The 24,612-nt window shown below is 66.5% G+C and carries 23 protein-coding genes; 8 read left to right on the top strand and 15 right to left on the bottom strand.

What is annotated here, in order from left to right; genetic code table 11:
• Positions 1 to 4: 4 nt before the first annotated feature.
• Both V5A38_RS03525 and V5A38_RS03530 read right to left on the bottom strand, forming a co-directional pair.
• Positions 5 to 814 carry a creatininase family protein gene (locus V5A38_RS03525; protein WP_332324366.1) on the bottom strand — a complete coding sequence of 270 codons (810 nt, stop codon included), beginning with the start codon at positions 812 to 814 and terminating at the stop codon, positions 5 to 7.
• A gap of 155 nt (positions 815 to 969) precedes the next feature.
• The gene (locus tag V5A38_RS03530) at positions 970 to 1,584 is read right to left on the bottom strand and encodes a HalX domain-containing protein (protein WP_332324367.1); all 615 of its coding nucleotides are present in this window, start codon (positions 1,582 to 1,584) and stop codon (positions 970 to 972) included.
• Positions 1,585 to 1,684: 100 nt separating this feature from the next.
• Between V5A38_RS03530 and V5A38_RS03535 the strand changes: the two genes are divergently transcribed.
• Entirely contained in the window at positions 1,685 to 2,431 is a 747-nt protein-coding gene (locus V5A38_RS03535) for an ATPase domain-containing protein (RefSeq protein ID WP_332324368.1), read from the top strand.
• A 3-nt stretch (positions 2,432 to 2,434) separates the two neighbouring features.
• Here V5A38_RS03535 and V5A38_RS03540 read toward each other — a convergent pair whose 3' ends face one another.
• Positions 2,435 to 2,770: a helix-turn-helix domain-containing protein gene (locus tag V5A38_RS03540; protein ID WP_332324369.1), complete on the bottom strand. Its 336-nt coding sequence runs from the start codon at positions 2,768 to 2,770 to the stop codon at positions 2,435 to 2,437.
• A gap of 201 nt (positions 2,771 to 2,971) precedes the next feature.
• Here V5A38_RS03540 and V5A38_RS03545 point away from each other — a divergent pair, with 201 nt between their 5' ends.
• Positions 2,972 to 3,148, top strand: coding sequence for a hypothetical protein (locus V5A38_RS03545; RefSeq protein WP_332324370.1), 177 nt, complete (start codon positions 2,972 to 2,974; stop codon positions 3,146 to 3,148).
• Positions 3,145 to 4,314, top strand: a complete 1,170-nt coding sequence (locus V5A38_RS03550; protein ID WP_332324371.1) for a hypothetical protein — start codon at positions 3,145 to 3,147, stop codon at positions 4,312 to 4,314. Before V5A38_RS03545 ends, V5A38_RS03550 begins: the two co-directional genes overlap by 4 nt.
• A gap of 106 nt (positions 4,315 to 4,420) precedes the next feature.
• Here V5A38_RS03550 and sufU read toward each other — a convergent pair whose 3' ends face one another.
• The 4 genes from sufU to V5A38_RS03570 form a co-directional block, all read right to left on the bottom strand.
• Positions 4,421 to 4,840: a Fe-S cluster assembly sulfur transfer protein SufU gene (gene sufU / locus V5A38_RS03555; RefSeq protein WP_332324372.1), complete on the bottom strand. Its 420-nt coding sequence runs from the start codon at positions 4,838 to 4,840 to the stop codon at positions 4,421 to 4,423.
• Positions 4,841 to 4,887: 47 nt separating this feature from the next.
• Positions 4,888 to 6,159 carry a cysteine desulfurase gene (locus V5A38_RS03560; RefSeq protein WP_332324373.1) on the bottom strand — a complete coding sequence of 424 codons (1,272 nt, stop codon included), beginning with the start codon at positions 6,157 to 6,159 and terminating at the stop codon, positions 4,888 to 4,890.
• A 117-nt stretch (positions 6,160 to 6,276) separates the two neighbouring features.
• A complete protein-coding gene (locus V5A38_RS03565) occupies positions 6,277 to 6,579 on the bottom strand; it encodes a DUF424 family protein (protein ID WP_332324374.1) in 303 nt (100 codons plus the stop codon).
• Positions 6,580 to 7,326: a tetratricopeptide repeat protein gene (locus V5A38_RS03570; protein ID WP_332324375.1), complete on the bottom strand. Its 747-nt coding sequence runs from the start codon at positions 7,324 to 7,326 to the stop codon at positions 6,580 to 6,582.
• A gap of 177 nt (positions 7,327 to 7,503) precedes the next feature.
• On the opposite strand from V5A38_RS03570, the gene thpR reads away from it, so the two are divergent.
• The 3 genes from thpR to V5A38_RS03585 all read left to right on the top strand — a co-directional run bounded on the left by thpR (position 7,504) and on the right by V5A38_RS03585 (position 9,056).
• Positions 7,504 to 8,130: an RNA 2',3'-cyclic phosphodiesterase gene (gene thpR / locus V5A38_RS03575; protein WP_332324376.1), complete on the top strand. Its 627-nt coding sequence runs from the start codon at positions 7,504 to 7,506 to the stop codon at positions 8,128 to 8,130.
• Between the two features lie 88 nt (positions 8,131 to 8,218).
• A complete protein-coding gene (locus V5A38_RS03580; protein WP_332324377.1) occupies positions 8,219 to 8,509 on the top strand; it encodes a hypothetical protein in 291 nt (96 codons plus the stop codon).
• 190 nt (positions 8,510 to 8,699) lie between these two features.
• Positions 8,700 to 9,056: an Imm49 family immunity protein gene (locus V5A38_RS03585; RefSeq protein WP_332324378.1), complete on the top strand. Its 357-nt coding sequence runs from the start codon at positions 8,700 to 8,702 to the stop codon at positions 9,054 to 9,056.
• A 48-nt stretch (positions 9,057 to 9,104) separates the two neighbouring features.
• Here V5A38_RS03585 and mutL read toward each other — a convergent pair whose 3' ends face one another.
• The 4 genes from mutL to V5A38_RS03605 form a co-directional block, all read right to left on the bottom strand.
• Complete coding sequence (gene mutL / locus V5A38_RS03590; protein WP_332324379.1) at positions 9,105 to 11,432, bottom strand: DNA mismatch repair endonuclease MutL; 2,328 nt, start codon at positions 11,430 to 11,432, stop codon at positions 9,105 to 9,107.
• Positions 11,429 to 11,824: an NUDIX domain-containing protein gene (locus V5A38_RS03595; protein WP_332324380.1), complete on the bottom strand. Its 396-nt coding sequence runs from the start codon at positions 11,822 to 11,824 to the stop codon at positions 11,429 to 11,431. The genes mutL and V5A38_RS03595 overlap by 4 nt, the downstream gene beginning before the upstream one ends.
• Before the next feature lie 81 nt (positions 11,825 to 11,905).
• Complete coding sequence (gene mutS / locus V5A38_RS03600; RefSeq protein ID WP_332324381.1) at positions 11,906 to 14,632, bottom strand: DNA mismatch repair protein MutS; 2,727 nt, start codon at positions 14,630 to 14,632, stop codon at positions 11,906 to 11,908.
• 552 nt (positions 14,633 to 15,184) lie between these two features.
• Complete coding sequence (locus tag V5A38_RS03605; RefSeq protein ID WP_332324382.1) at positions 15,185 to 15,895, bottom strand: DsbA family protein; 711 nt, start codon at positions 15,893 to 15,895, stop codon at positions 15,185 to 15,187.
• A gap of 646 nt (positions 15,896 to 16,541) precedes the next feature.
• On the opposite strand from V5A38_RS03605, the gene V5A38_RS03610 reads away from it, so the two are divergent.
• Positions 16,542 to 17,969, top strand: coding sequence for an amidohydrolase family protein (locus V5A38_RS03610; protein ID WP_332324383.1), 1,428 nt, complete (start codon positions 16,542 to 16,544; stop codon positions 17,967 to 17,969).
• 39 nt (positions 17,970 to 18,008) lie between these two features.
• Here the strand turns inward: V5A38_RS03610 and nikR are convergent, their stop codons facing one another.
• On the bottom strand, positions 18,009 to 18,476 hold the full coding sequence (gene nikR / locus V5A38_RS03615) for a nickel-responsive transcriptional regulator NikR (RefSeq protein WP_332324384.1): 468 nt from the start codon (positions 18,474 to 18,476) through the stop codon (positions 18,009 to 18,011).
• A 176-nt stretch (positions 18,477 to 18,652) separates the two neighbouring features.
• On the opposite strand from nikR, the gene V5A38_RS03620 reads away from it, so the two are divergent.
• Positions 18,653 to 20,038: a serine hydrolase gene (locus tag V5A38_RS03620; RefSeq protein WP_332324385.1), complete on the top strand. Its 1,386-nt coding sequence runs from the start codon at positions 18,653 to 18,655 to the stop codon at positions 20,036 to 20,038.
• A gap of 25 nt (positions 20,039 to 20,063) precedes the next feature.
• On the opposite strand, the gene V5A38_RS03625 is transcribed toward V5A38_RS03620, so the two are convergent.
• The 3 genes from V5A38_RS03625 to V5A38_RS03635 form a co-directional block, all read right to left on the bottom strand.
• Positions 20,064 to 20,741: a serine hydrolase domain-containing protein gene (locus tag V5A38_RS03625; RefSeq protein ID WP_332324386.1), complete on the bottom strand. Its 678-nt coding sequence runs from the start codon at positions 20,739 to 20,741 to the stop codon at positions 20,064 to 20,066.
• A gap of 154 nt (positions 20,742 to 20,895) precedes the next feature.
• Positions 20,896 to 23,163 (bottom strand): pyruvate, water dikinase, encoded by a 2,268-nt coding sequence (gene ppsA, locus V5A38_RS03630; protein ID WP_332324387.1) that lies wholly within the window; start codon positions 23,161 to 23,163, stop codon positions 20,896 to 20,898.
• Between the two features lie 86 nt (positions 23,164 to 23,249).
• Positions 23,250 to 24,350 carry an aldo/keto reductase gene (locus tag V5A38_RS03635; protein WP_332324388.1) on the bottom strand — a complete coding sequence of 367 codons (1,101 nt, stop codon included), beginning with the start codon at positions 24,348 to 24,350 and terminating at the stop codon, positions 23,250 to 23,252.
• Positions 24,351 to 24,612: the final 262 nt, after the last annotated feature.

A 24,612-nucleotide genomic window follows, 5' to 3' on the forward strand; every position in this document is an offset into this window, starting at 1 on the left:
CCGGTCACTCTGTGGCGTCGTCTGCACTGGGCGCATCGAGACCGGCGAGTGCGTCCACGAGCTGTGTCACGTTCCCGACGACGTCGTCGACCATTCGTTTCCCTTTCTCCCGAGTGGCGACCGTCGCGTCGCCGAGGTTGCCGGTATGGGTGAGCTCGTCCATCCGGTCAGCGGAGAGAGACCATCCGACTCGATTGTCACCGAACGCGTCGTAGTCGGTCAGCGGGAGCGCGTCCTCGGGTCCGTCGACGGCTTCTGCACGGTCCATGTCGACGAGCTCCGGGAACAGTTCGAGCATCATGCTGGTCTCGAACTCGGAGGCGTGAAACGACAGTTCGCTGGTCCGGACCGCCTCGGCAGCGTCTCTGAACACCGAAATTAGCGGGACGTGAAACGCCCGCATCCCGTGTTCGTTCGTGAGTTCGCGCACGACCACGTCGAGCTCCGGGTCCTGGACGAGGTAGTGACCGTTGATCAGTAACACGTTCTCGACGCCCCATTCCGCCGCGGAGACACAGATATCACGAACGTAGTGCTGGAACGTCTCGCTCTCCACGGTGAAGGTGCCGGGCTTGAACGTGTGGTGAGGGCTGACGCCGTACCAGATCGGCGGCGCGAGCAGGCAGTCGGTCTGTTCGGCGACGCGTTCCGCGACGGCGTCAGGCATGTACACGTCGACGCCGAGGGGCATGTGGTGGCCGTGCTGTTCGGTACTTCCGACCGGCAGGAGCATCGTCCGTGTCTCCTCGAGAGCGGCCTCGACCTCCTGCCATGTCAGCTCTGCGAGTCGGTAGATTCCGTCTGAATCATCCATGCCCGACCACTCGTCGGCGGTCATCTTAGTCCTCTCGACAGTGGCTATCTGTCGTCTCGCGACTGAATTCACGTCCCTGGTCGGTGAAACTTAGCCAGAGTGACACTTCCGCAACGACCGCACGAGGCCGGCGACAGGTCACTTGCCGTGACTGACTAACTCCCACCGATATCCCGAAACATCCGCCGATAATCCTCGCTCTCGAACTCCTGGGTGATCTCGCTGAGCTCCTCGTCCAACTCGTCGAGTTGCTCGGTCAGTTCGCGGTACTCCTCGCTGGCTTCGAGTTCGGCGTTGGGCTTCTCGGCTTCGAGCACCGCGCGCTTCGAGGCCAGCGAGGCCGTCAGCTGGAGCGTCTCGTCGTACTGGCTCCGACGCGAGAGCGTCTCGATGGCGCCGGTGAGCTCTTCCTGGGAGACGGGTTTGAGCAGGTAGAGGTCGAACCCCATCTCCACGATGTCGAAATCCGGGACGACGGCGGTTACCATCGCGACGCGCACGTCAAGCCCGCGGTCGTGAACGGCTGCCAGGACCTCCGTCCCGGTGCCGTCGGGGAGTCGGCGGTCGAGCAAGATCACGTCGTAGCTGTCGTCGACGGACGCCAGCGCGTTGCCGACGCTGTGGACAGTCTCGGCCTCGTGGCCCTCCGCTTCCAGCGTCCCTTCGTAGAGCCCAGCCACGTCGGGCTCGTCCTCCACGATGAGGAGTTGGGCTGTCGGCGGCTCGCCGGGTAGTTCGTCCCTACTTGCTCCCTCTTCCGCCTGCGTCATTGACTCCCCCGAGCGCCTGGGTTCAGTTAACTCTACCGTCACGTGTTGCTGCGTCACCCGGTGGGCTTAATTCCTCCCCCGCCGGTACACTCGGTAGTACATGGTTGACGTGACCGAAACCGGAGTCGACGGTCTGGACTCCATCCTCAACGGCGGTGTCGTCGAGAACTCGACGGTGCTCGTAAGCGGGAACCCCGGTACCGGGAAGAGTATCTTCGGCATCCAGTATCTCCATGCGGGCGTGACCGATCACGACGAGAAAGGGATCTACATCTCCTTCGAGGAGAACGCCGAAGACATTCGCCAGGCTGCCGAGTCCATCGGCTTCGAGAACTGGGGTGAACTGGTCGAGAACGGCGACATCAAGGTGTACGACAAATCCACGATGCTCCGCGAGGAGGACTTCAACACGGCGATCGACCGGCTGATGGAGGATTTCGCCGGCACCACGTACGACCGACTGGTGCTCGACTCCCTGACGATGTTCAGTCTCTTCTTCGACGACGAGAAGGAGAAACGCACCTATCTCCTGAAGTTCTCGGACATCCTGAAAAAGAACGGCCTCACCTCGCTGCTTATCAACGAGCAGGGAGCGGTGTTCCCGGAGACCGAAATCGGGCTGGAGAACTTCCTCACCGACGGCAACATCTACTTCATCCAGACCCCGACCCAGGACGGCGTCAACCGGTACGTCTGGGTGGCGAAGATGCGGAAACAGGACATCAACACCGATATCTTCCCGATGGAGATCGGCGAGGGAGGGATCTCGGTCTACGAGCGTGCGGGCGGCTTCTCGATGATGGGCCGCGAGGAGGGGATGCGCGGCAACAGCGGGCCGCAGTTCTGAGAACTATCCCCTGGAGGTCCGTCGCCAGACCTCGTCGAGGGTGTTTTTGACGTCCGAGCGCTGCTGCAGGTCGATATCGAGCCCGTCACGGAAATCGATGCTCACCTCGTCGATGCACCGGCGGTACACCTTGATGCGTCGGTGCTCTTCGGAGAGTGGCTGGTCGTGGAGCTCCAGCAGGTCGACCTCGGTGAGTTCGTTGATGCGCCGGTAGCAGGTCGCAATCGGCACATCGAGCTCGTCCGAAAGCTCCTGTGCGGACTTTGGCTCGCTCGCGGCGTCGAGGATTTCCGGGTTGTACTTGTTTCCCAGCACCTCGATAATCTCGTCCGAATCCATTCGTTATCGGACATGAGACTGGATGTTTCAAAAACGTACCGGCTCGTTAATACGCTGAAGCGGCTCCCACCTACTCCGAGAGCCGTCGCCCGTTATCCATTGGCTACTCACACGGTCGTCGCCACACCGGGCCCGACGACCAGTATCATCGTAGATAACTGCGCCCCCGGCTACTAAGTAACCGCTGTCCGGGACACGAGTATGACTTCGGGAGCGCTCGTACCGGCGTACTCCTGCCTCACCCACTGGGTTGGAATCACCGCCTCCTGGTTCTGTCTGTTCACGGATGCAGGGGGGACTACCGAACTGATCGTCGACGACAACAGCCGGGTCGGGCGGCTGCCAGTATCAGTGACTCTCGACGACGTGGCTGTATGAGGCTCGACACCCGCAGGCTGGGAGAACTCGTGGGCGTCACAGACGAGGGCGCCCGGGCGGCGGCTGACGCGCTCTCACGGCGCTCGGGGACCGAAATCGCCGTTGACACCACCGGCCTCTCGGTGGTGACTGAGGCTGATCTCTGCCAGCAGTTCGGCGACACCGGCCACGTCGGCGTCACGCTTGGGTTGATCGGAGCGTTCCCCGGGGAGACGCTGCTCGCGTTCGACGGAGCCGGCGCCGAGGCGTTCGTCGACGGGCCCCGTTCTACCACGGGAGCGGGGCTGAACGCGATGGACCGGAGTAGCGTCAAGGAGGCCGTCACTATCGCAGCTGGTGAGTTCACCGATAGCCTGCGGGCCCATTTCGACGAGCCCGTCGAACTCACGCCGGCCACCTATCACGAGCGTATCGAGGACGGGATGTTGTTCGCCGAAACGCCGGGTTCGGGGGCGCTACTGTTCGAGAGCGAGTTGTCGGACCGCAACACGGGCCGTAGCTTCTCGCTCGTCACCGTGCTCGGGCCCAGCGCAGTCGACCTCCTGCCGACCGATCAAACCGATGCTGGTGTCGCGGTCTCACTCGACGGCCTCGCCGAACTCGACCGCCGGCTGCGCGCCGGCGCCGCGGAGGCTACCGGGCTGTTCTGGGCGATCACCGATCTCGAGGCTCGGGTCGAGCTGAGTCGGCTGCGGTTCGTTCCTGTCTCGGCGGTCCCGTTCTATCTCGATGCGGACCCCGTCGCTGGGACCGTGTTCGGCCTGAACGACGGCCGCGACGGATATCTGGCGGTCCTGTTCGGCGAGTCGAGCGCACTCTCGGTCGCCGACGCGATGCTTCCAGTCGGCGCCAACGGGCGGTTCGACGAGATGACCCGCTCGGCCATCGAGGAGATCGGCGGCGTGATGACCAATAGCTTTCTCGACGGCTGGACCGGCGTGTTCGAGGACTCTGTCGAGCACACCTCACCCGCGTTCGTCAATGGCGCTGGGGCGACCGTGCTCGACCCACTCCTGAGCCGTATCGCGGCCCAGCGCGAGTACGCGTTCGTCCTCGACACGACGATTCGGACCGCTGACGGGGCGCTCAGCTGTAGCATGCTCGCGCTCCCGGCTGACCATCTGCTCGCGGAGCTTCGGTCGCTCGGGCGGCCAGACTGCAACTAAGACGGTTCGGCACAGGCGTCCGGCTGATTCGCCTCCTGGGGAGCGCTGTTCGGTCCGGTGAACCTCTCAGCTCGGTGCGTGCCGACAGTAACGACGCGAAAAACCGCTACTCCTCGGTGATTGTGCGGTCCTTCCCCTCGAGTTCGCCGCGGTAGAGCTTCGAGCCGTCCTGGGCCACCTGCCGGGCGAGCACCGCACATTTGATACGCATCGGCGAGATATCGACGCCGAGCATGTCGACGATGTCGTCGGTGTCCATCGCCTGCAGTTCGTCGACGCTCTTCCCGGGGAGCTTCTCGGTCAGCAGCGAGGCGGCGGCCTGGGAGATAGCACAGCCATCGCCCGAGAAGGCGACCCGTTCGATCGTCTCGTCGTCGTCCTCCAGCGCGACGTCGACCTGGATAGTGTCCCCACAGGAGGGGTTCTCTCCAACGTGACTGAAGTCGGGGTCGGGGAGCTCCCCGTAGTTCCGGGGGTTCTTGTAGTGGTCGAGAATCAGCTGGCGGTACATGTCCGAGCCACTCATGTTCCAAACGAGGTGGTTTCGGCGGAAAAGGGTTCCGGGGCTGGCCGTCAGGCGAACAGCTGCCGGGCGGTGTCGACGGCCTCGACGAGCTCGTCGATTTCGGCCTTGGTGTTGTAGATGTAGAACGACGCACGCGTCGAGGCAGGGACGTCGAGGATGTCGTGCAGCGGCTGCGTACAGTGGTCGCCGGCCCGGACGGCGACGCCGTGGTCGTCGAGGATGGAGGAGAGGTCGTGGGCGTGGACGCCATCGAGATTGAAGCTCACCAGTCCGCCGCGGTCCGTGGGCCCGTAGATTTCGACGTCGTCGAACTCGTTCAGCCGGTCGTAGGCGTACGTCGCGAGTTCGGTCTCGTGTCGCTCGACGGTCTCCATCCCGATCTCCTCCAGGTAATCGATGGCGGCAGTGAGACCGATTGCCTCAGCGATGGGCGGCGTCCCGGCCTCGAACTTCCAGGGGAGCTCCTCCCAGGTCGTTTCCTCGAACTTGACCCGGCGGATCATCGAGCCGCCGACGAGGAACGGCGGGAGCGCCTCCAGTAGCTCCTGCTTGCCGTAGAGCACGCCGATCCCCGTCGGGCCGAGCATCTTGTGACCGGAGAAGGCGTAGAAGTCGGCGTCCATGGCCGCCACGTCGACCGGGCGGGTCGGCACCGCCTGCGCGCCGTCGATGAACGAGAGCGCCTCGTGTTCGTGGGCGATCTCGGTGATTTCCACCACGGGATTGACTGTTCCGAGCGTGTTCGAGACGTGGACCGCACTCACCATCGCGGTGTCGTCGTCGACTTTCTCGCGGAGGTCGTCCATGTCGAGTTCACCGTTCTCGTCGATCTCGACGTAGCGAACCTCGGCGCCCTGCTTCTCACACAGCTGTTGCCAGGTTACCAGGGAGGCGTGGTGCTCCATCTCGGTGGTGACGATGTTCTCGCCCGCTTCTAGTTCGGTGAGCCCCCAGGTGTAGGCGACGAGGTTGAACGCCTCGGTGGTGTTCTTGGTGAAGACGACCTCCTCCCGGCCAGCAGCGTTGATGAACTCCGCGACGCGGTCGTGGGCCTTCTCGTAGGCGACGGAGGCCTCCTGACTCAGCGTATGGATGCCGCGGTGCACGTTGGCGTTGTACTCGTAGTAGTACTCCGTCATCGCCTCGACGACCTGGCGGGGCGTGTGGCTGGTCGCCGCGTTGTCGAGGTAGTAGAGCGGCGTGTCATCGCCTTCGTCCGGGCCGGGGACAGTGACGTCGCCGCCGACCGTCCGGTCGAGCACCGGGAAGTCCTCGCGAATGGCGTCGACGTCGAGGGTGGTGGCGTCTTGAGTAGCCATTATGTGAACTGTGGGGCTGGAGAACCAACACCCCTTCGGTACCGGGGTGGGGAAACTCCGCGAACACCGTGAGCGGAGGCAAACTACCCCGATACGCGAGGCTGGAAAGCCTCGACGCTACTTCAGGTTCAACAACTGCGCGTGCCGCGTCTCGCCGATGTCGATGACTGTCGCCTCGTCGATGTAGCCGGCGTCGATGGCGACGTCGATACACTCCTCGCCGACGAGGTTCGCGACAGTGGCGCGCTGGAGCCCCGCGACGACCGCGTCGGCGTCGACCTCCTCGGCCTCGTCGCCGCCGTAGAACGACTCGCGGACCGTCAGCGAAACCTCGCCGTTCTCGAACGTCTCGCCGAGCAAGCCAGCGTCACAGACCGAGACCAGCAGCCCGCGGTCGGTCTCGCGCTCGCGCAGGAGCATTCAGTACTCCTCGACCATCGCCTGCTCGGCCTCCTCGCGGATCTCCTCGGCGCGCTGGCGGACCTCTTCGGCCTCCTCCTCGCGGCCGACCTCCTCCAGGGCGCGGACTTTCTCCTCAAGCAGTTCGGGGTTGCGCATCCCCAGCCGCTGGGCGTTGTCGAAGCAGTCGACGGCCTTCTCGGCGAGGCCACGCTCGAGCAGGAAGAAGCCGCGGTTGTACCAGGCCTGGGCGAAGCGGGGGTCGATCTCGACGGCGTTCTCGGCGTGTCGCAGGGCGTCTTCGCTGCGGCCGAACTCCCAGAGCGCGTAGGCGAGATTCGTCTCGGCGGTGGCAGCGTGTTCGGACTCGTCGTCGATTTTTAGCGCTTCCTTGTAGGCGCCGATGGCCTCGTCGTACTCCTCGAGTTCGCTGTGGGCGGCACCCTTGTTCACCCAGGCCTCCTGCTGGAGCAGGCTGCCGTCATCGGCGAACTTCGCGGCGCGCTCGAACGTGGTCGCCGCCTCCTCGAAGCGGTTGATCTGGGTGTAGGAGAGTCCGACATCGAGGAGCTCCTCGGCGTCGACTTTCTCCGTCGGGATGTCGCGCTCGTCGAGCAGGTCCGAGAGCACCCGCGAGTCGACGGGATCGACTTTCGCCGGGTCGACTTTCAGCTCCGGCGGGTCGAGGTCGAAATCCTCGTAATCGTCGGGGAGTCCCTGCCCCTCCGAGAACTCGTGACTGCCGTCTTCACGGGGGTCGTCGGTCATTACTGGAAGTTCGCGTTTGTCGGGGGTAAGCGTTACGCGTCCCGTAGCGCGGCACGGGCTACCGGCGTACCGGGGTTTGCTCTGCTGGTGCTGCAGCTGAACACGCCCGCCGGCTCTGGAGGGACGTTCTGGACCCGACCCCAAACGTTTAGCTCCGCTCGCCCCCTCCCGCAAGCTATGCGACTGTTCTTCGCTATCGACCTCCCGGACGACCTGACGGAGGCGTTCGCCACCCTGCAGGCCGAGTTCGAGGCAGCGGAGGGGCTGAGCTTCACCGACCCCGAGCAGGCCCACGTGACGATGAAGTTCCTCGGCGAGGTCGACGCGGATGCGGAGGGAGAGTACGGCGATACCCGGCTCGCGGACGTGAAGCTCGCAGGCGCCGCCGCCGTCGACGCCTACAAGGGTGGGCAGCAGCCGGAACCAGCCGAGGAAACCGGGGAAAGCGTCGCGAGCGGTCCGTTCGAGACGGAAGTCGGTGGCATCGGTGTCTTCCCCTCGCCGGAGTACATCTCGGTGCTCTGGACCGGTGTCCGTGACGGCGCCGACGAACTGGTCCGGCTCCACGACGCGCTGGAGGCCGAAACCACCGAACTCGGTTTCGACGCCGAGGACCACGCGTTCACCCCGCATTTCACGCTCGCCCGGATGAACGATCCCCGCGGGAAGGAGCTGATCCAGGACCGGCTGCGCGACCTCGGGCCGACCGTGGGCCGGTTCGCGGTCTCGGAGCTCAAACTCAAGCGCTCGGAGCTCAGCGCTGCGGGCTCAGAGTACGAGACGATTGCCCGCTTCCCGCTCTGAGAACTGCCGAATGGGAGGCCATCCGGACCGTCCGCAATTCTGTCCCGCGTCACGCAACAGTTATCCCCTCAGCAGACAATCCGTAACTATGGACATCAGTAAGATCCGCCGTTCCGGAGCCGACCGTTCGACTGCCGACCGAGAAGCCGCCATCCCCATCGAGGGAACCGCGAGCGCCCGATTCGAGGCGATGAAGCGCCGCGCTCTCGAGAGCGAGGAGAGCGCTGTCGTCCGGGAACACCTGGGCGAGCGCATGGTCGACCTGACTGAGGAGTACTTCCCCGCGGAAGTGGCCGAGCGGCGACGCAAAACCGCCGGTCTCGCGTTCGGTGCCGGCGTCGTCGTTGGCGCGGTCGGCGGCGCCCTCCTGCGGCGATAATCGGTCCGATTCGCGGTTCTCCGTACCGCCCGACTGCGGCTCGAGCGACCGATTTTTCGATTGCTCTCACCTGATACGAATAGCGATGCGATTTTCGCCGTCCCGTCCTGATTCCGCCCATGCTCGACGTTCCGTTCTCCTCGGAGGAGGAGTCGCTGGCCCACCGGCGCTACGAGGAGAGCGAACAGCGATGCGGGACCGACGCGAGGACGCCCGAGGAGTTCGGCCGGCGCGCAGAGGCGAGGACGCGTTCGAGGCGCTAAACCACACCCACCCCGGGAATCCGTGGGCCGAAGGTACGACGAGGCTGCTGCGTGGCGCCGTCGAGGGTGACCGCGGGGGTATCGAGACGGGGGTGGAGGGTCTGCTGGAGCGCCACCGGAATCGCGTCGACGAGGCCGACCATCGCGCGCTTCACGCGACAGTGTTCGCCGCCGAGCCGACGGCGCTGACGCTACTCGCGTGGGACCGCGGGCTGGAGTACGAACCCCAGAGCCGATTCGTCCCCTCCTCGTTCCTCCGGGAGACGCTGTCGAAGCTTACCTGAGTTTCCTGCTGAGTATTTCCCCCGGCGTCCTGCGTGGCCGACGCCGCCTCATTCTCGCCGGCGTCCGGCGTGCCCCGGATAGTCACGCTCGAACCGCTCGCCGATTTCATCGTCCGAAAGCTCGATAACCACCGGTCGGCCGTGCGGGCAGGCGTAGGGGTTCTCACAGCTATCGAGCGCTGACAGCAGATCGCTCACCGAGCCCTCGGTCAGCGAGGTGTTTCCTGTCACCGAGGGGTAGCACGCCAGATCCGCGAGCAGTTCGTCGGCCACGTCGTCGACGGCCTCCTCGCCGTCGCCGGAGACGAACGCGCCGAGCACGTCCCGGAGCAGTTCTGGCTCCAGTGTCGTGTCGAACACCGCCGGTACCGCGATTACTGCGACGCTGCGGTCAGCCCGCTGCTCGGCGTCGAACCCGAGTTCCGCCAGCGCGTCGGCGTGGCTCGCGAACAGTTCGGCCTCCCGCGCGGTGAGTTCGATCTCGACTGGTGAGGCGAGCGCCTGGGTCGCCATCCCGTCGGCGAACTGCCGGCGCAACCGCTCGTAGTTAACCCGCTCGTCGGCGGCGTGCTGGTCGACCAGTACCAGTCCGCCGTCCGTCTCGGCGACGACGTAGGTGTCGTGCAGCTGCCCGAGCACCCGCATGGCCGGCAACGAATCGAACTCGCCGCCCGTGTCGACCTCGCCGCCGCCGAGGGCCTGCTGTCGAGCCGCAGTGAAGGACTGGTCGGGGCCATGGTCTGTGCCGGCTGCGTCGGCGGGCTGCTCCACTCCAGGTTCCGTTCCTGACTCAGGGACGCGATTCTGGCCGCCGGCCTCGGTGCTCTCGGGTTGGTTCGCTGAAGAGGTTACCGACCCGCTGGAGAGGTCGACTGCCCAGTCATCGCTGGATGACGTGCTGGCTCGGTCGACGGTCGCCGCGTCGCTCGCCTTCGCCGGTGGATCCTCGTCGCCGCTATCGCTCCCGTCGGTCCACTCCTCGAGGCTCTCGCCGGACGCTTCGGCGTCGGCGCGTGCTGACTCCCCAGTGTCGGAGTCACCACCCGGTGCGTCGCTGCTGTGTTCTGTGGGCGAATGGGGATCACCGCTGGTCGTTCTGGAACTGCTGGACCCACCGGACCGATCGAGTCCCGAACGCTGCCGCGAACTCCCGCTCTCAGAGCGTTCCCTCCGGCGCTCTGTGACACCGCTCTCTGTCTCGTGAGGAGTGTTCGCACCGCCAACCACCTCATCGTCGCCCGGGCTCACCGCCGCCTCGTCGGCCTTCGAGCGCCCCCGCGGCGCCGACCGGCGGACCAGCCCGTGGTCGAGCAGCGCCGCCGTCACCGCCTCCTCGACGGTCTTCTTCACACCCGCCTCGTCGTCGAAGCGGACCTCCATCTTCCGCGGGTGGACGTTCACGTCGACCATCACGGGGTCGACCTCGACGAACAGGACCGCGAACGGGTAGCGGTCGCTCGCCAACTGGCCGCCGTAGGCGTCGAGTACGGCCTCGCGAAGCACCGATGCGGTGACGTAGCGGTCGTTGACGAACGTCGAGAGATACTCACGGCCTGCGCGTGTCGTTTCGGGGTGGGAGACGAGCCCCTGGACCGTGAGCACCGACTCGTCCACTTCCGTAGCCTCCGCGTCGGCGGTAGCTCCCTCCGCACGCCACTCGACGTCGACCATCGCCTCGGCCACTTCGCGGCCGTAGACTGAGAGCACCGTCGAGCGCAGGTCGCCGTTCCCCTCCGTCGCGAACACCTCGCGGCCGTCGTGCTCCAGCGAGACGGCCACGTCGGGGTTTGCCAGCGCGTACTGGGTGACGACGGTGTTGACGTGGTCGAACTCCGTGGCGTCGGTTTTGAGGAACTTCCGCCGCGCGGGGACGTTGAAGAACAGGTCCGCCACCTCGACGACGGTGCCGACGGGACAGCCGGCCGGTCCGGCCGTTCCGATATCGCCGCCGGTAACCGTGAGTTCGTGGCCCATCTCGCCGCCGCGGGGTTTCGAGCGCAGCGTCATCTGCGAGACGGCGCCGACGGCTGCCAGCGCCTCGCCCCGAAAGCCGAGCGTACCGACGCCGGCCTCCAGGTCCGAGATATCGCCGATTTTGGAGGTGTGGTGGTCCCGGACCGCAAGGTCGAGTTCGGCTTCAGTCATTCCCACGCCGTCGTCCCGGACCCGGATGCCGTCTTTCCCGCCGCGTTCGACAGCAACAGATACCCGGGAGGCGTCGGCGTCGAGGCCGTTCTCCAGCAGTTCCTTCACCACCGAGGCGGGGCGCTCGACCACCTCGCCGGCGGCGATGCGCTGCACCGTCGCCTCGTCGAGTGAGGTGATACTCGGACTGTCGCCGTCCCGCCCCGCGGGCGTGTCACTGTCCTCGCTCACGGCTCTGTCTCTGTGGCACGCGTGATTGCGTGCCGCTGGGTGTCGTTCAGCTCTCTTTTCACGGCCAGTTCGGGGTCGAGCCAGACGGCCCGTGCATGCCCGCCGGCCAGCGACGCCTGCTCCGTCGTGCTGTGAGCGACGTAGATTGCGGCGAACGCGCCGTCTGCACCGAGCTCCCACGCCGTCGTCAGCACCGGCTCGCCAACCTGCACGTCGAGTCCGGTCACCTCGCTGATTGCCCGTTTGAGCCCCCGTTCTGGGTCCTCACCAACGTAGAGCTGCCCGCCCGGGAGCTCCCAGATGCCGTCCTCGTTCTCGAGCAGGAGGATGCGTTTTTGCGGTTCGGGTCCGATCAGCACCGCCTTCTGCGTGACGGCGAAGCGCTCGCTCATGCGGGACCGCCTCCGGTCACTGGTTCGCCGCTGGACATGCCCGAACCCACGGCGCGGGGGTAAAAGAACGATGCGCTCGGCTTACTCCAGTCGGGACTGCCACTCTTCGACGCGGGCCATCAGTTCGACCGGCGAGAGCTCCGCGATCTCGGTCTCGTGCAGGTCCGCCAGCACCGCTTCGGACTCGGGGTCCAGGCGCTCGGCTTCGGACTCGGCCGACGATACATCTGCGCCTCGTCCATCCCCGGCGAGGGGCTCCTGTTCGGCATCGGTTGGTTGCTTCGGCGCTCCCTTCTGGAAGCTCCCGGAGGAGAGGTCGAACACTGCCTGCTTCGTCTCCCCATCCCCGCCCGAGCCGCGTGCCTCGATGGCTTTCTCCTGGCGCAGCCGGTCGAGCACGTCGCCCGCGCGATCCACGACGGGCCGTGGAACCCCAGCCAGGTCGGCGACGTGGATCCCGTAGGAGCGGTCGGTCGGGCCGTCCCTGACTGTCCGCAGGAACGTCACGTCCCCATCGCCCGAATCGGGGTCGCCGTCGACAGCGACGTGGACGTTCGCGACACTGTCGAGGTGGGTTGCCAGCGTCGTCAGTTCGTGATAGTGGGTTGCAAACAGCGTTTTCGCCCGCACCTCGTTGTGGAGATACTCCGTCGCGGCCCACGCGATACTGATCCCATCGTACGTCGCTGTCCCCCGACCGACTTCGTCTAGAATCACCAGCGAGTCCTCCGTCGCGGAGTGGAGGATGTTCGAGAGCTCCTGCATCTCGACCATGAACGTCGAACGGCCCTGCGCCAACTCGTCCAGCGCGCCGACCCGGGTGTAGATACCGTCGACCAGCCCTACCTCCGCCGAGCGCGCGGGTACGAAGCTCCCGGCCTGGGCGAGCAGCGTGATCAGCGCCGCCTGCCGCATGTAGGTGGATTTCCCGCTCATGTTCGGCCCTGTGACGATGAGGAACCGGCGGCCCCGGTCCAGATGCAGGTCGTTGGGGACGAACTCCGTCGTCGTTTCCACCACGGGATGCCGGCCGGCCTCGATGTGGAGCGCCTCACCGTCGGTGAGTTCGGGGCGTGTCCAGTCGTTGTTCGCGGCGTGGTGGGCGAGGGAAGCCAACGCGTCCACCTCGGCGACGGCCCGGCCGACGTCCTGCAGCAGTTCGGCGTGGCTCGCCACTCGTTCGCGGAGCTGTTCGAACAGCTCGTACTCTAGGTCGCCGCGGGCCTCCTCGATCCGCATGATCTCGCGCTCCTTCTCCTCCAGTTCGTCGGTGACGAACCGTTTGGAGTTCTTCAGCGTCTTCAGCTCGCGGTAGTGCTCTGGCACCTGGTCGGCGACGCTCCGGCCGACCTGGATGTAGTAGCCGTCGGTCGTGTTCCGGTCGACGGTGACGTGTGAGAGCCCGTGGCGGCGCTTCTCGCGGTCGGCCAGGCCCTCGAGGAACTCCGCCAGTTCCTCGTGTTTCCCGACCAGGTCGTCGAGCTCCTCGTCGTAGCCGGGGCGGAAGATGCCACCCTGGGTGACGGTTTTCGGCGGGTCCTCTCTGAGCGCGTCCTCCAACGCCTCCCGCAGCGCGGCGGCAACATCGCGGTTGGGGCGGCCCAGCACCGCCGCCAACGGGGAGCTTGCGAGTGGCGTGCCGTCGATGGCCTCCTCGAGTGCGGGCAGCACGCCGACCGTGCGCTTCACCGAGAGTAGGTCGCCGGCGTCCGCCGAGCCGGAGGTCGCTTTGGATGCCAGCCGCTCCAGATCGTAGGCGTCCTCAAGGCTCTCCCGCACGTGCTCGCGGGCCAGCGCCGCCGAGGCCAGTGCCTCCACGGCGTCGTGGCGCCGGCTCAGCTCCTCGCGATTCCGCCGCGGCCGCGTGAGCCACTCCTTGAGCAGCCGCCGGCCTGGGGAGCTGACGGTGGCGTCGATGGTGTCGAACAGCGAGCCACTGGCGCCACCGTGCATCGTCTCGACCAGTTCGAGATTGCGCTGGGTGGTCGCGTCCAGGTTGAGGTGGTCGCTCGACTCGTACTGCTGGAGGCGGGTCATCGCCGCCGTCACGCCCGCGCCGGTGTCGTCGACGTACGCGAGCACTGCGCCCGCGGCGGCGACTGCAGGCGACCGGCTGTCCTCGAAGCCGATACTGTCGAGGGCTGCCTCGCCGAACTGCTCGGTCACGCGGTGGCGCGCGCGGGCCGGGCCGAACTCCTCGCTCGGGCGGAGGGTGTGCGTGGGGTCGAGTCGGTCCTGAACCCGGTTCAGAAGCGCGTCGTCGTTTCGGACCGACGGGCCGGGGAGAAGCTCCGTGGGGGAGAAGCGATAGAGCTCGGCCTGGGCGGCGTCGGCGTCCTCGACTGCGGTCACGAGAAAACGCCCGGTGGTGATGTCGGCGAAGGCGAGGCCGTAGCGGCCTTCCGACTCGGACGACGCGCCTCCACGTGCGGCGTCGCCTTCCACCACCGCAGCGAGATACTGCGCCTCGTCGTCAGTCGTTTCCAGCAGGGTACCGGGCGAGGCGAGGCGCGTGATTTCGCGATATTTGGAGCCGTCCTCGGTCTCGAACTGGTCGGCGACAGCGACGCGGTAGCCGCGCTCGACCAGCGCGGTGAGATAGGGGGTGAGCTCCGAAAGCGGGACGCCCGCCATCGGGTAGGAGGAGCCGTGCGAGGATTTCTGGGAGACCGTGAGATCGAGTTCATCGGCGACGACCTCGGCGTCCTCGGCGAAGAACTCGTAGAAGTCCCCACACTGCATCAGCAGCAGGTCGGCATCGGTGTCGGCTTTCAGGGAGAGGAACTCCTCGACGATACTCTGCGACATAGCGCTCTCTCGGTGGCTCGGCGGCTAAAGCCCTGCGGGTCGGCGGCGGGGTGGCTCGTGGAGTGTCTCCTCTTCGCGGGTCCGAGATCGGTTGCCGCTCGCTCCCGTCGGTCGTGAGCGTTTCAGTATCTCGGATAAACCGCCGTGGGCGAACGGTCACGTCTGACCGAGCCACGACGATGCGCGCATCGTCGCGTGCCGCCCCGGATGGCCCCTACCCCGCCCGGACCGGCATCGCGACGTCGTGGCTAACGGAATCAAGGTATAAGTGTTTCTTGGGAACGAGCCAGCCCTGCCGCTACTTCGTCTCGCAGCGGCCGGCAAGTAGGTCGCTCCCGCCCTGTTGCCCGAGCGCGCCCAGCGCGCCGACGCCCAGCCCGCGGGTTCGTCGGCTCGCTGGGGGGGAACCCGCTGGGTTACCCTGAAACTGGCAGCCATCCGACTCCAACGCGTTCAGAATGAGTGCTCTGCCTGATTTGGATAGATTCAGCGTGGGATCGAATTCCCGGAACCCGCTGCGCTCCGCAACCCCGACGCGGTTTACCCACGGCGTTACCCTTCGATGAGCCGGCGGAGCTGCTCCGGCGGAACGGCCCCGCGGGCTGCGTGGCCGTCCTTTGCGAACGTGGGGACGCCGGTCACGCCGCGCTGGCGGGTCTGCTTGAACGAGTCCGCCAGTCGGTCGGCCCACTCCTCGTCGGTCACTGCCTTGCGGACCCTCTCGCCGTCCAGGCCGACCGATTCGGCCACCTCGACGATGACCGCCTCGTCGCCGATATCACGGTGGTCGATCCAGAACGCCTCGAACAGCGCGTCGTCGAACGCGTCGAACTGTTCGGGGTGCTCCTCGCGGACGTAGAGAGCGGCCTGCTGTGCGTCCCAGGAGTCCGTATCAGGCACGGCGTCGATATCGATCTCGGCGTCGTACGTCTCGCCCAGGCGCTCGACGTTTTCGCGGACGCGCTCGAAGTACGCCTCGTCTTTCCCGTCGTCGACGTCCTCCTGGATTGCGCCGCTCTCGTCGCGCCGATGGCCCCGGAGGTCGAACGGGTGCCACTCGGCCTCGAGCGGCGCGTCGCGCTGTTCACGGTACTGTTCGAGCGAGGCGCGCCCGAGATAGCAGAACGGACAGACGTAGTCGCTGAACACGACGACTTCGTCCCGATCGGCGTCCTCAGACGCAGTCTGACCGCTCGACGAGCGCCGCTCGTCGGCGTCGAAGCCGTCGCCGGTGTCCGGCTCCTCGGATTCCTGCGTTCCCATACCACCTGGAGGTAGCGGAGCCGGAAAAGCGCGCGGGTGCGCGAGCTGTGCCAGAAGCGGCTATCACCGGTCTGCTCGGTGCGAGCTCCCTGTTCCAGCCCCAACTCGTCGGCGTGGCGGTCGACCAGGCCACCGAAGCTGATAGTGATTACTGCGAGTCTGTCCCGCCGTGACCATCCGTGTCGGTGATGGGAGCCCCTGAACCGGCGGCTTTCGACACCGTCGATGCACCGATTCGCAGTAATCACTATGAACCCCTTCGGTTCGGCTCGGTAGCGCACCCGCACAATCGGGATGTTCACGTCGATAACGTTCTCGAGGACGTGGGGCGCCCCCGCGAGCACGAGTTCAGGGCCGGCGTTCTCGATGGTGCGCTCGAGGCTGCGTTCCGCCGTTTCGGCGACGTTCTGCCCCGGCGCACGGGTGAACGTGACGACCGTCGCGTCGTTGCGCCCGCGGTAGGCGGCGTTGAGGTCGTGAAAGTCCCGGCCCGCCGTACCCATGATGAACACGCACTCGGTCACAGAGACATGTAGGGGCGAAAACAGGAGAAGCCTGCTTGCGGTTTCGCCCCGCCGTACCGACCGCATCCCGTCCCAGCCGGCCCCGCCGAACTTTGAAGAACCCCCGCCCCGACCGGCCGGCCATGGACCGACTCGTCACTGGCGGAACACTCCTCACGATGCGGGGGGACCAGCTTGGAATCGTCGACGACGGCGCCGTCGCCATCGAGGACGGCCGCATCACCTACGTCGGCGAGGCCACAGAAGCACCCGACCCGGACAGTACGGACATCGTCGACGCCGAGGGCGGCGTCATCATGCCGGGGCTCGTCAACGCTCACGCCCACACGAGCCACACGCTGCTGCGCGGTGGTGCACAGGACGTCCCCGAAATCGAATGGATGAACCGCGCGCTGGGCCCGCTCTCGGCCCAGGCCGACGAGGCCGACCGGGTGGCTGGCGCCCGACTCGGGGTGCTGGAAGCGGTTCGCGGCGGGGCGACGACGCTCTGTGAGTACGCTGGCGAGGTCGGCACGCTGGTGGCGGAGGTGTACCAGCCCCTCGGTGTCGGCGTCGTCGCCGTCGAGACCATCAACGAGGTGCCCGACGACCGGAGCGACCTGGGCCCCCGCGACCTCTACCCCTTCGACCGCGACCAGGGTGAAACGGCGCTGGCCCGGGCGGATAACCTGTTCGAGCAGTTCGGCGACGATCCCCTGGTGACGCCGGCCTACGGCCCGCAGGCGCTTGATATGGTCTCGCCTGAGCTGCTCGAGACGGTCCAGCGCCACGCCGAAGAGCGCGACACGAAACTCCACCTCCACACCGCTCAGGGCGAGCGCGAGGCCATCCAGATCGAGGAACGCTACGGCGCCGACGAGTCGACCGTCTCGGTGCTCGACGAACTCGGGATCGTCGACGACTCGCTGGTTGCGGTCCACTGCCACGGCGCGACGCCGGCCGAACGCGAGCGCCTCGCTTCGGGAGGTGCGGCGATGCTCGGCTGCCCCTCCTCCATCTCGGCGATCGACGGCATCGTCCCGCCGGTCGCGGAGTTCCGCGAATACGGCGCCGCTGTCGGTATCGGGACGGACCAGGCGCCCGGGCCGGGTCATCACTCCATGTTCCGGGAGGCCCGGACTGCGGCGACGCTCTCGAAAGTCGAACACACCGACCCGACGGCGCTGCCTGCCTGGGCCGCGCTCCGGATGGCGACGGTCGGCGGCGCCCGTGCGCTCGGCATCGACGACGAGGTCGGAACGCTGGAGGAAGGCACGCGGGCGGACCTCATCGTCGTCGAGACCGACCGGCTCTCGACGGCGCCGGTGGTCGACTCCCCGCTCCACACCGCCGTCCCGAACCTCGTCTACTCCACGACTGGCCGGGAGGTCCGGGACAGCTTCGTGGCCGGCGACGCGGTGCTCCGGGACGGCACGTTCGTCGACGCCGACCCCGACGCCGCGGTTGCTGTGGCGACTGAACGGGCGAACGCGCTCTACGAACGGGCAAGCGAGAACTGGCGGCAGGCAGATTCGGAACTGGTCGATGCGGTCGACGCCGGCTGGCTCTGAACGCCGGCCGGCCGTTCGGGTTGTACCGTCTTTCTGTGGCTAGTTGTGGCCGTGCCCGTGGCCGTCTCCGTCCTCGCCGGACTCCAGCCCTGCTGCAGGGTCGAAATCGTCGACCGGCGTGACGGAGTAGTCCACGGTGAGCGTGTCACGGGTCGCCCGGATCTTGCCGACGAACGTCGACACGTCCGCGAGACTCCCCTCCAGGACGAACAGCTCCATACAATGGTGGCCGCCGACGTGGGAGTGGAAGTTCGAAGCGACCAGCCCCTCGTGTTCGTGACGAAGCTGCATCATCCGCTCCTCGACGTTCGTGGTTTCGTACTCGAACAGCACAGTGACGACGGCCATGAGCTGACGGTCCTCCAGCCGGCGGTCCTCGAACTCCCCGAGGAGGTTCCGGGCGGCCTCCCGAACGACTTCGCTCCGACCGGTGTAGCCGTGCTCGTCGGCGAAGTTGTCGATGCGATTGAGCAGCTCTTCGGGCATGGAGACGCTGACGACGGTCATATGTGAACTTAGATAGCCTCAGCTATTAATTCTTAGCAAGTGGTGGTCTCGGCGGCTGACCTCGACAGTGGTCTCGACGACAGATGCTCCCCGGGTCGGTGGCGACGGCGACCCGTGCTGCTGCGACGCTTGCCCCTGTACACACGCTTTTGCTCGCCCGTGTGAAGGAACCCCACATGAGTTCCGACCTCGATTCGGAGACGCGCCGCGACCTGGAATCGTTCGTCAGTGACTGGCTTGCCGAGGCGAGCGTCCCGGGCGCCGCCGTTGCCGTGGTGGATCGAGACGGCACCCGCTACGCCGAGGGGTTCGGTGCGCGCGATCTCGAGCACAACACGCCGGCCACCGAGGAGACACTGTTCGGCATCGGCTCCTGCTCGAAATCGTTCACCGGGGTTGCGGTACTCTCGCTCGTCGAGGAGGGCGAGCTCTCGCTCTCGGACCCGGTGACCGAGTACGTCGACCGCTACGCGGACGCGCCGGGCGAGCCGCCGACGCTGCGGGAGCTTCTGACCCACAGTTCGGGGTTCCCGAGCGACGGGATGGCCGTCGCGCTCATCCAGCGGTACATGGGCGTCGACCCGACGGAGGTACCCGTCTCCGGCGAAGCTGACTTCGGGCGCTACGTCGCCGACGCCGCCGACGACCGGGTGACCGACCGCGAGGAGTTCTTCTACTACAACTCCGGGTACACCGTCCTCGGCGAGATCGTGGAGGCAGTGACCGGCCAGTCGTTCGCTGCGGCCGTCGAGGACCGGGTGTTCGAGCCACTACATATGGCCCGGACGACGTTCGACCGCGACGCCTTCGACGGAGAGGAGGACCGCATGACCCCCTACTACCCCGGCGACGACGGCTCGACGGAGGGTGGCTTCCCGTTCGACCGGAACGTCGAAGCGCCGGGCGGTATCGTCTCGTCGGTTTCGGAACTCGCGACGTATCTCCGCTGCCAGATGCGCGGCGGCGAAGTCGACGGCACGCGCCTGCTGGAGGAGGAGACGGTCGCCCAGGCCCACGAACAGCACTCGACCCGGAAGACCCGCATCGACGGCGCCGAACAGGGGTACGGCTACGGCTGGATGATCGAGGAGTATCTCGACGACCGCATGGTGGCCCACGGCGGCAGTGTCGGCGTCTCGACGGCGTGGCAGGGGTTCCTCGAGGACGAGGGCCTCGGCGTGGTCGTGCTCTGTAACACCAGTGCCGACCCGCACCCGATGCACGTCGGCCCCGCGCTGCTGGCGATTCTGCAGGGCGAGGAGCCAGAGCAGGTCGAACCCCACTACGCGCTTGCGGCGAAACGCGATGGGCTGACCGGGGAGTACGAGTCCTCCCGCGGGCTGATGAGCGGCGAGGTCGAGCGGGAGGCGGGCGGCCTCTCACTCACGCTCTCTGCCGGTCGTGGCGACCAGACGATGCCGCTCGTGCCGGAGTCGCTCGATCCCGACGAAACCGAGTTCTACAGTGTCAGCGCCGACGGCGCCCGGACCGAACTCCGCTTCGAGGAGCACGACGACCACCACGACCTGTTCGTCCAGCGCTGGCGGCTCCACGGGGAGTAGCCGAATTCGGCGCCCCCGCCCCGGCTCACGCCCGCTGCAGCCGTGAACGTGTGTAGAACGTGTGGTCGTCGGGAGCCAGCGTCTCCGGGTAGGCGGTGAACTCCTCCTCACCCCACGACTCGGAGATGGTCACCGCTATCCCGCCCCGATCGCGTTCGACTGTCGCAGTGAGTTGGTCGTCGTCGGATTCGAAACTCTCCCTGTGGAACGTCGCCCGGTGCATCCCCAGCGGCGCCATCAGCTCCTCCTGGATGTACTCGGCGTAAGTGCGACCGTCGACGGACTCGATGACGCGCCCGAGCACGTCGTAACCGGTGTTGTAGTAGAAGAACCGCTCGCGGTCAGTCACCCGGAGCTCCGTCGCCTCCCGGACCAGTCGCTCGCGGTCCGCTTCGTCCGCCACGCCGGCTGGGTAGCCCTCGACGGCCTGCGAGAGCAGGCCGGCGCTGGTCGTCGGCATCCCCGACGTGTGCGAGAGCAGTTCGGCGATGGTGATCGGCTTCGTAATCGAGCCGACACCGTACAGCGTCTCGGGGGTCGCGGGGGCGTTGCTCTCGAGGTCGCGGGCCCCGAAGCCTTCGGCGTACAGCTCGCCGTCGGTATCGAACACGACGACGCTGGCACCTGGGATATCCGCCTCCGGTAGCCAGTTGTGGACGAGCGAGTCGAGTTTCCGAACCCGGTCTGCTGACAGGTTGCTCATCGTCCCGCTGTCGCTGACAGCTGCCGTGAACCTTTGGCAGTGGTACACATACAGCTTCGAACCGTCGGGCTGTACCCGGCTCTCGTCGGGTAAGATCGGCTCCTGGCTCGCGGGCACTCCCCTACTCCTGCAAAGCGAACCGCGGTGCGCAGGCCTAGCGCACCGAGTCCAGAATCAGCTGCTGCTCGACCCGCTTCACTTCGTGCTGAACGTCCCGAACCGCGTCGATGTTCGCCGAGATGCTGGAGATCCCCTCCTCGACGAGGAAGTTCACCATCTCCGGCTTCGAGCCGGCCTGCCCGCAGATGGAGGTCTCGACGTCGAGTTCACGGCACGTCTCGATGGTGTCGGCGATGAGCTCCAGCACAGCGGGGTGGAGCTCGTCGAACCGGTCCGCGACGTGACTGTTGTTCCGGTCGACCGCCAGCGTGTACTGGGTGAGGTCGTTCGTCCCGAAGGAAGCGAAGTCGATGCCCTCCTCGGCCATGTCCTCCACGGTGAGGGCGCTCGCGGGCGTCTCGATCATCACGCCCCACTTGCGCTTCTCGGTGTCGATGCCGGCCTCCTCCATCAGCTTCTTCGCCTGGATCACGTCCGCGGCGTCGTTCACGAGGGGGAGCATCAGCTCCACGTTGTCGTAGCCCATCTCGTAGAGTCGGCGGAACGCCGCCAGTTCGTGCTGGAACACGCCCGGCTTCGAGAGGCTGCGCCGGACGCCGCGCCAGCCGAGCATCGGGTTGTGCTCGACGGGCTCGTCCTTGCCGCCCTCCATCGAGCGGAACTCGTCGGTCGGCGCGTCGAGGGTCCGCACCCGGACGGGCCGGGGGTAGAACTCTTCGGCGACGCCCTGGATGCCGTCGACGAGCTGGTCCTGGTAGGCTTTCTCACCTTCCGCTTCGATATACCGCTCTGGCGTCTTGCCCAACGTGAGCACCATATGCTCCATCCGGAGCAGGCCGACGCCGTCTGCACCGGTCGCGGCCGCACGCTCGGCGGCCTCCGGGATGGAGACGTTGACTTTGACCTCCGTCGCAGTCATGGGTTTGACCGGCGTCTTCGGGCGGACCTCTTCGACGGGCTCGTGCTCCGGCTCGGCGGGTTCGGTGCGACCGGAGATAACGGTCCCCTTGTCGCCGTCGATGGTGACGATCTGGTCGTCTTTCAGCTCTCGGGAGCCGCTTCCGGTGCCGACGACCGCCGGGACGCCGAGTTCGCGGGAGACGATAGCGGCGTGACTCGTCATCCCCCCCTCGTCGGTGACGATGCCCGCCGCACGCTTCATCGCCGGCACCATGTCCGGCATCGTCATCTCGGTGACGAGGACGTCGCCATCGCCGACCTTGTCGAGTTCGTCAAGTTGAGTGACCACCCGGACCTCACCCGAGACGATGCCCGGCGACGCACCGAGCCCCCGGACGAGCACGTCGCCGCTCTCGTTGCCCGTGGTCTGGCGCTCCTCGGTGAGCTCACCCTCCTCATCGGCGATGGTGGTGATCGGTCGAGACTGCAGCATGTACACCTCGTCGCCGACGATGGCCCACTCGACGTCTTGTGGGGTCTCGTAGTGGTCTTCGACACGCTCGCCCAGCACCACCAGCTTCTCGATCTCCTCGTCGGAGAGCACACGCTCGTTGCGCCGTGACTCCTCGACATCGAGTTCGACGGTCTCGCCGGTCTCCTCGTCTTTGACCATCTTGACCTTCTTGTCGGCGACGGTCACCTCGTCGACCGTGTCGGCGGTCCGGTCGTAGACGTAGTTGTCCGGGGAGACAGTGCCCGAGACGACCGCTTCGCCGAGCCCCCATGCGGCCTCGATGATCAGGCGCTTCTCGCCCGTCGAGGGGTGGGAGGTGAACATCACGCCGGACTTCTCGGCGTCGACCATCCGCTGGACGACGACTGCGATATCGACCGCATCGTGGGGGAAATCCTGGCGTTCGCGGTAGTAGATCGCCCGCTGAGAGAACAGCGACGCCCAACACTCCTTCACGCGGTCGATAAGCGCAGCCTCCGTGACGTTGAGGAACGTCTCCTGCTGCCCGGCGAAGGAGGCATCGGGGAGGTCCTCGGCCGTCGCCGAGGAGCGCACCGCAACGAACGCCTCGCCGTCGCCGATACTTCGGTACGCCGAGATGATCTCCTCCCGAACCGACTCCGGCAGTGGCGTGCCGAGAATCAGTTCGTGGGCCGTCTCGGAGGCTCGCTTCAACGCGGTGGAGTCCTCCGGGTCCAAGTCCATCGCCGCGAACAGTTCGTCATCGATTCCGGCTTCCTCAATGAACGCTCGATACGTTCCCGCCGAGACAACGAACCCCGGCGGCACGGGAAGCCCCGCCTCGGTGAGTTCACCGAGAGAAGCGCCCTTCCCGCCGACCGTTTCGAGGTCCGCGGCACGAACGTCGTCGAGCCAGAGTACTCCCATCGTCTAATGAACCTGGTCAGCATCTAAAGAAGGTTCCGACAACGCTCCTCGAAGCTGGTTACGCGGTGTCAGCTACTGGAGTCGCGTCACTCGAAGACGGCATCGAACGCCGCGGCGCCGAGAGGGTCGAACGTCCCCGCAGCCAGGTTCTCCCGGACGTGTGTCGGGCGACCCATCCCCACGAGCGCACACGTCACCGCAGGCGCCGAGCGCGTGAAGTTGATCGCGCGCTGGACGGGTGTATCTCCCGCCAGCTCTGCGGCGACCTCCGGCGGGAGCCCCTCGACGAGCTCCCCCTGGAGCACGCTTGCGCTGGCGAACACCGAGAGCCCCTCCTGCTCGGCGAACGACAACGCGCTGATCGGCTCACCGTTCGCCGGAGAGTTGTGGTGCGTGGCGGTGAACCCGTCGGCCATGTGGACGTTGAACGGGAGTTGGAGCGCTTCGAAGCCGTGTGCATCCGGCGGCTTTCCGACCGCTTCGGCGGCGGCCTCCGCGCGGGCGACTACCTCCGACAGCGCGAGATGCTTCTCGTGATCCGGCGGCACCCGGAACGCCTCCCAACTGGCGACGCCGTAGCGGCCGATCCGGCCGTTCTCGATGGCCTGTTCCAGTAGCTCGAAGGCGGCCTGGAGCTGGTCGTAGACCTCCTCAGGACTCCGCGCTGTCAGCTGTGTCTCGGGGTTGTGGACGTAGTAACAGTCGATGGTCTCCACGGACAGCGCTGCCCGGGAACGGTCGAGCATCGTCGAGAGGAACTCGGGGGCGATGCAGTGGCTCCCCTTCGCCAGGTCCTCCGGATCTACCAGTCCCGGCTCGAGGAACTCCCGGCGGATGTAGGCGCCCGGGTCGTCCGGCCGTGTACCGACGAAGGGGATGAAGCCGCCTTTGGTTGCGACGACGACGGATTCGCGGTCCACCGCCGCGTCCGCGAGCGCCTCGCCGACGACCCGCTCGGAGCGGCCACAGCGGTAGTTGATGGCAGTGTCGATGACGTTACAGCCGTGCTCGAGCGCGGTGACGATGGCCTCCCGGTACCGGTTGTCGACGGCATCGGTCGGCGCACCGAGATACGTCCCGACGCCGATCGAAGAGACGACGCCCGGGCCGAACCGGCGGAAGTAGGTGCGGCCGTACCGGTCGCCGAACCGGTCGCGGTAGCGCCAGGTGGCCTCGTGGGTCGCCATGGTGCCGGTACGAGGGGGCCGTGTCTAAAATGGCTACTGTTTTGATGGCTGGCTCGACACAGTCACGGCGTAAGCTCCGGGGCCGCGAGACGGGGCTCGCGACAGGTCGAGGGCCGTGACTGGCTCGACACAGTCAGGGCGTAAGCTCCGGGGCCGCGAGACGGGGCTCGCGACAGGTCGCGCGCCGTGACTGGTTAGACGTCCCCCTCGAGGCTTTCAAACAGAACTTCGGTTAACCGCCCGCGGGAGAACGAGGCGCTGT

Origin of the sequence: Halolamina sp. (assembly GCF_036626355.1) — an archaeon.
Taxonomy (GTDB): domain Archaea; phylum Halobacteriota; class Halobacteria; order Halobacteriales; family Haloferacaceae; genus Halolamina.

Coding starts and splice junctions, on each gene's coding strand:
- V5A38_RS03525 (WP_332324366.1), bottom strand. CDS start 814: ATGGATGATTCAGACGGAATCTACCGACTCGCAGAGCTGACATGGCAG.
- V5A38_RS03530 (WP_332324367.1), bottom strand. CDS start 1,584: ATGACGCAGGCGGAAGAGGGAGCAAGTAGGGACGAACTACCCGGCGAG.
- V5A38_RS03535 (WP_332324368.1), top strand. CDS start 1,685: ATGGTTGACGTGACCGAAACCGGAGTCGACGGTCTGGACTCCATCCTC.
- V5A38_RS03540 (WP_332324369.1), bottom strand. CDS start 2,770: ATGGATTCGGACGAGATTATCGAGGTGCTGGGAAACAAGTACAACCCG.
- V5A38_RS03545 (WP_332324370.1), top strand. CDS start 2,972: ATGACTTCGGGAGCGCTCGTACCGGCGTACTCCTGCCTCACCCACTGG.
- V5A38_RS03550 (WP_332324371.1), top strand. CDS start 3,145: ATGAGGCTCGACACCCGCAGGCTGGGAGAACTCGTGGGCGTCACAGAC.
- sufU (WP_332324372.1), bottom strand. CDS start 4,840: ATGAGTGGCTCGGACATGTACCGCCAGCTGATTCTCGACCACTACAAG.
- V5A38_RS03560 (WP_332324373.1), bottom strand. CDS start 6,159: ATGGCTACTCAAGACGCCACCACCCTCGACGTCGACGCCATTCGCGAG.
- V5A38_RS03565 (WP_332324374.1), bottom strand. CDS start 6,579: ATGCTCCTGCGCGAGCGCGAGACCGACCGCGGGCTGCTGGTCTCGGTC.
- V5A38_RS03570 (WP_332324375.1), bottom strand. CDS start 7,326: ATGACCGACGACCCCCGTGAAGACGGCAGTCACGAGTTCTCGGAGGGG.
- thpR (WP_332324376.1), top strand. CDS start 7,504: ATGCGACTGTTCTTCGCTATCGACCTCCCGGACGACCTGACGGAGGCG.
- V5A38_RS03580 (WP_332324377.1), top strand. CDS start 8,219: ATGGACATCAGTAAGATCCGCCGTTCCGGAGCCGACCGTTCGACTGCC.
- V5A38_RS03585 (WP_332324378.1), top strand. CDS start 8,700: ATGCGGGACCGACGCGAGGACGCCCGAGGAGTTCGGCCGGCGCGCAGA.
- V5A38_RS03595 (WP_332324380.1), bottom strand. CDS start 11,824: ATGAGCGAGCGCTTCGCCGTCACGCAGAAGGCGGTGCTGATCGGACCC.
- mutS (WP_332324381.1), bottom strand. CDS start 14,632: ATGTCGCAGAGTATCGTCGAGGAGTTCCTCTCCCTGAAAGCCGACACC.
- V5A38_RS03605 (WP_332324382.1), bottom strand. CDS start 15,895: ATGGGAACGCAGGAATCCGAGGAGCCGGACACCGGCGACGGCTTCGAC.
- V5A38_RS03610 (WP_332324383.1), top strand. CDS start 16,542: ATGGACCGACTCGTCACTGGCGGAACACTCCTCACGATGCGGGGGGAC.
- nikR (WP_332324384.1), bottom strand. CDS start 18,476: ATGACCGTCGTCAGCGTCTCCATGCCCGAAGAGCTGCTCAATCGCATC.
- V5A38_RS03620 (WP_332324385.1), top strand. CDS start 18,653: ATGAGTTCCGACCTCGATTCGGAGACGCGCCGCGACCTGGAATCGTTC.
- V5A38_RS03625 (WP_332324386.1), bottom strand. CDS start 20,741: ATGAGCAACCTGTCAGCAGACCGGGTTCGGAAACTCGACTCGCTCGTC.
- ppsA (WP_332324387.1), bottom strand. CDS start 23,163: ATGGGAGTACTCTGGCTCGACGACGTTCGTGCCGCGGACCTCGAAACG.
- V5A38_RS03635 (WP_332324388.1), bottom strand. CDS start 24,350: ATGGCGACCCACGAGGCCACCTGGCGCTACCGCGACCGGTTCGGCGAC.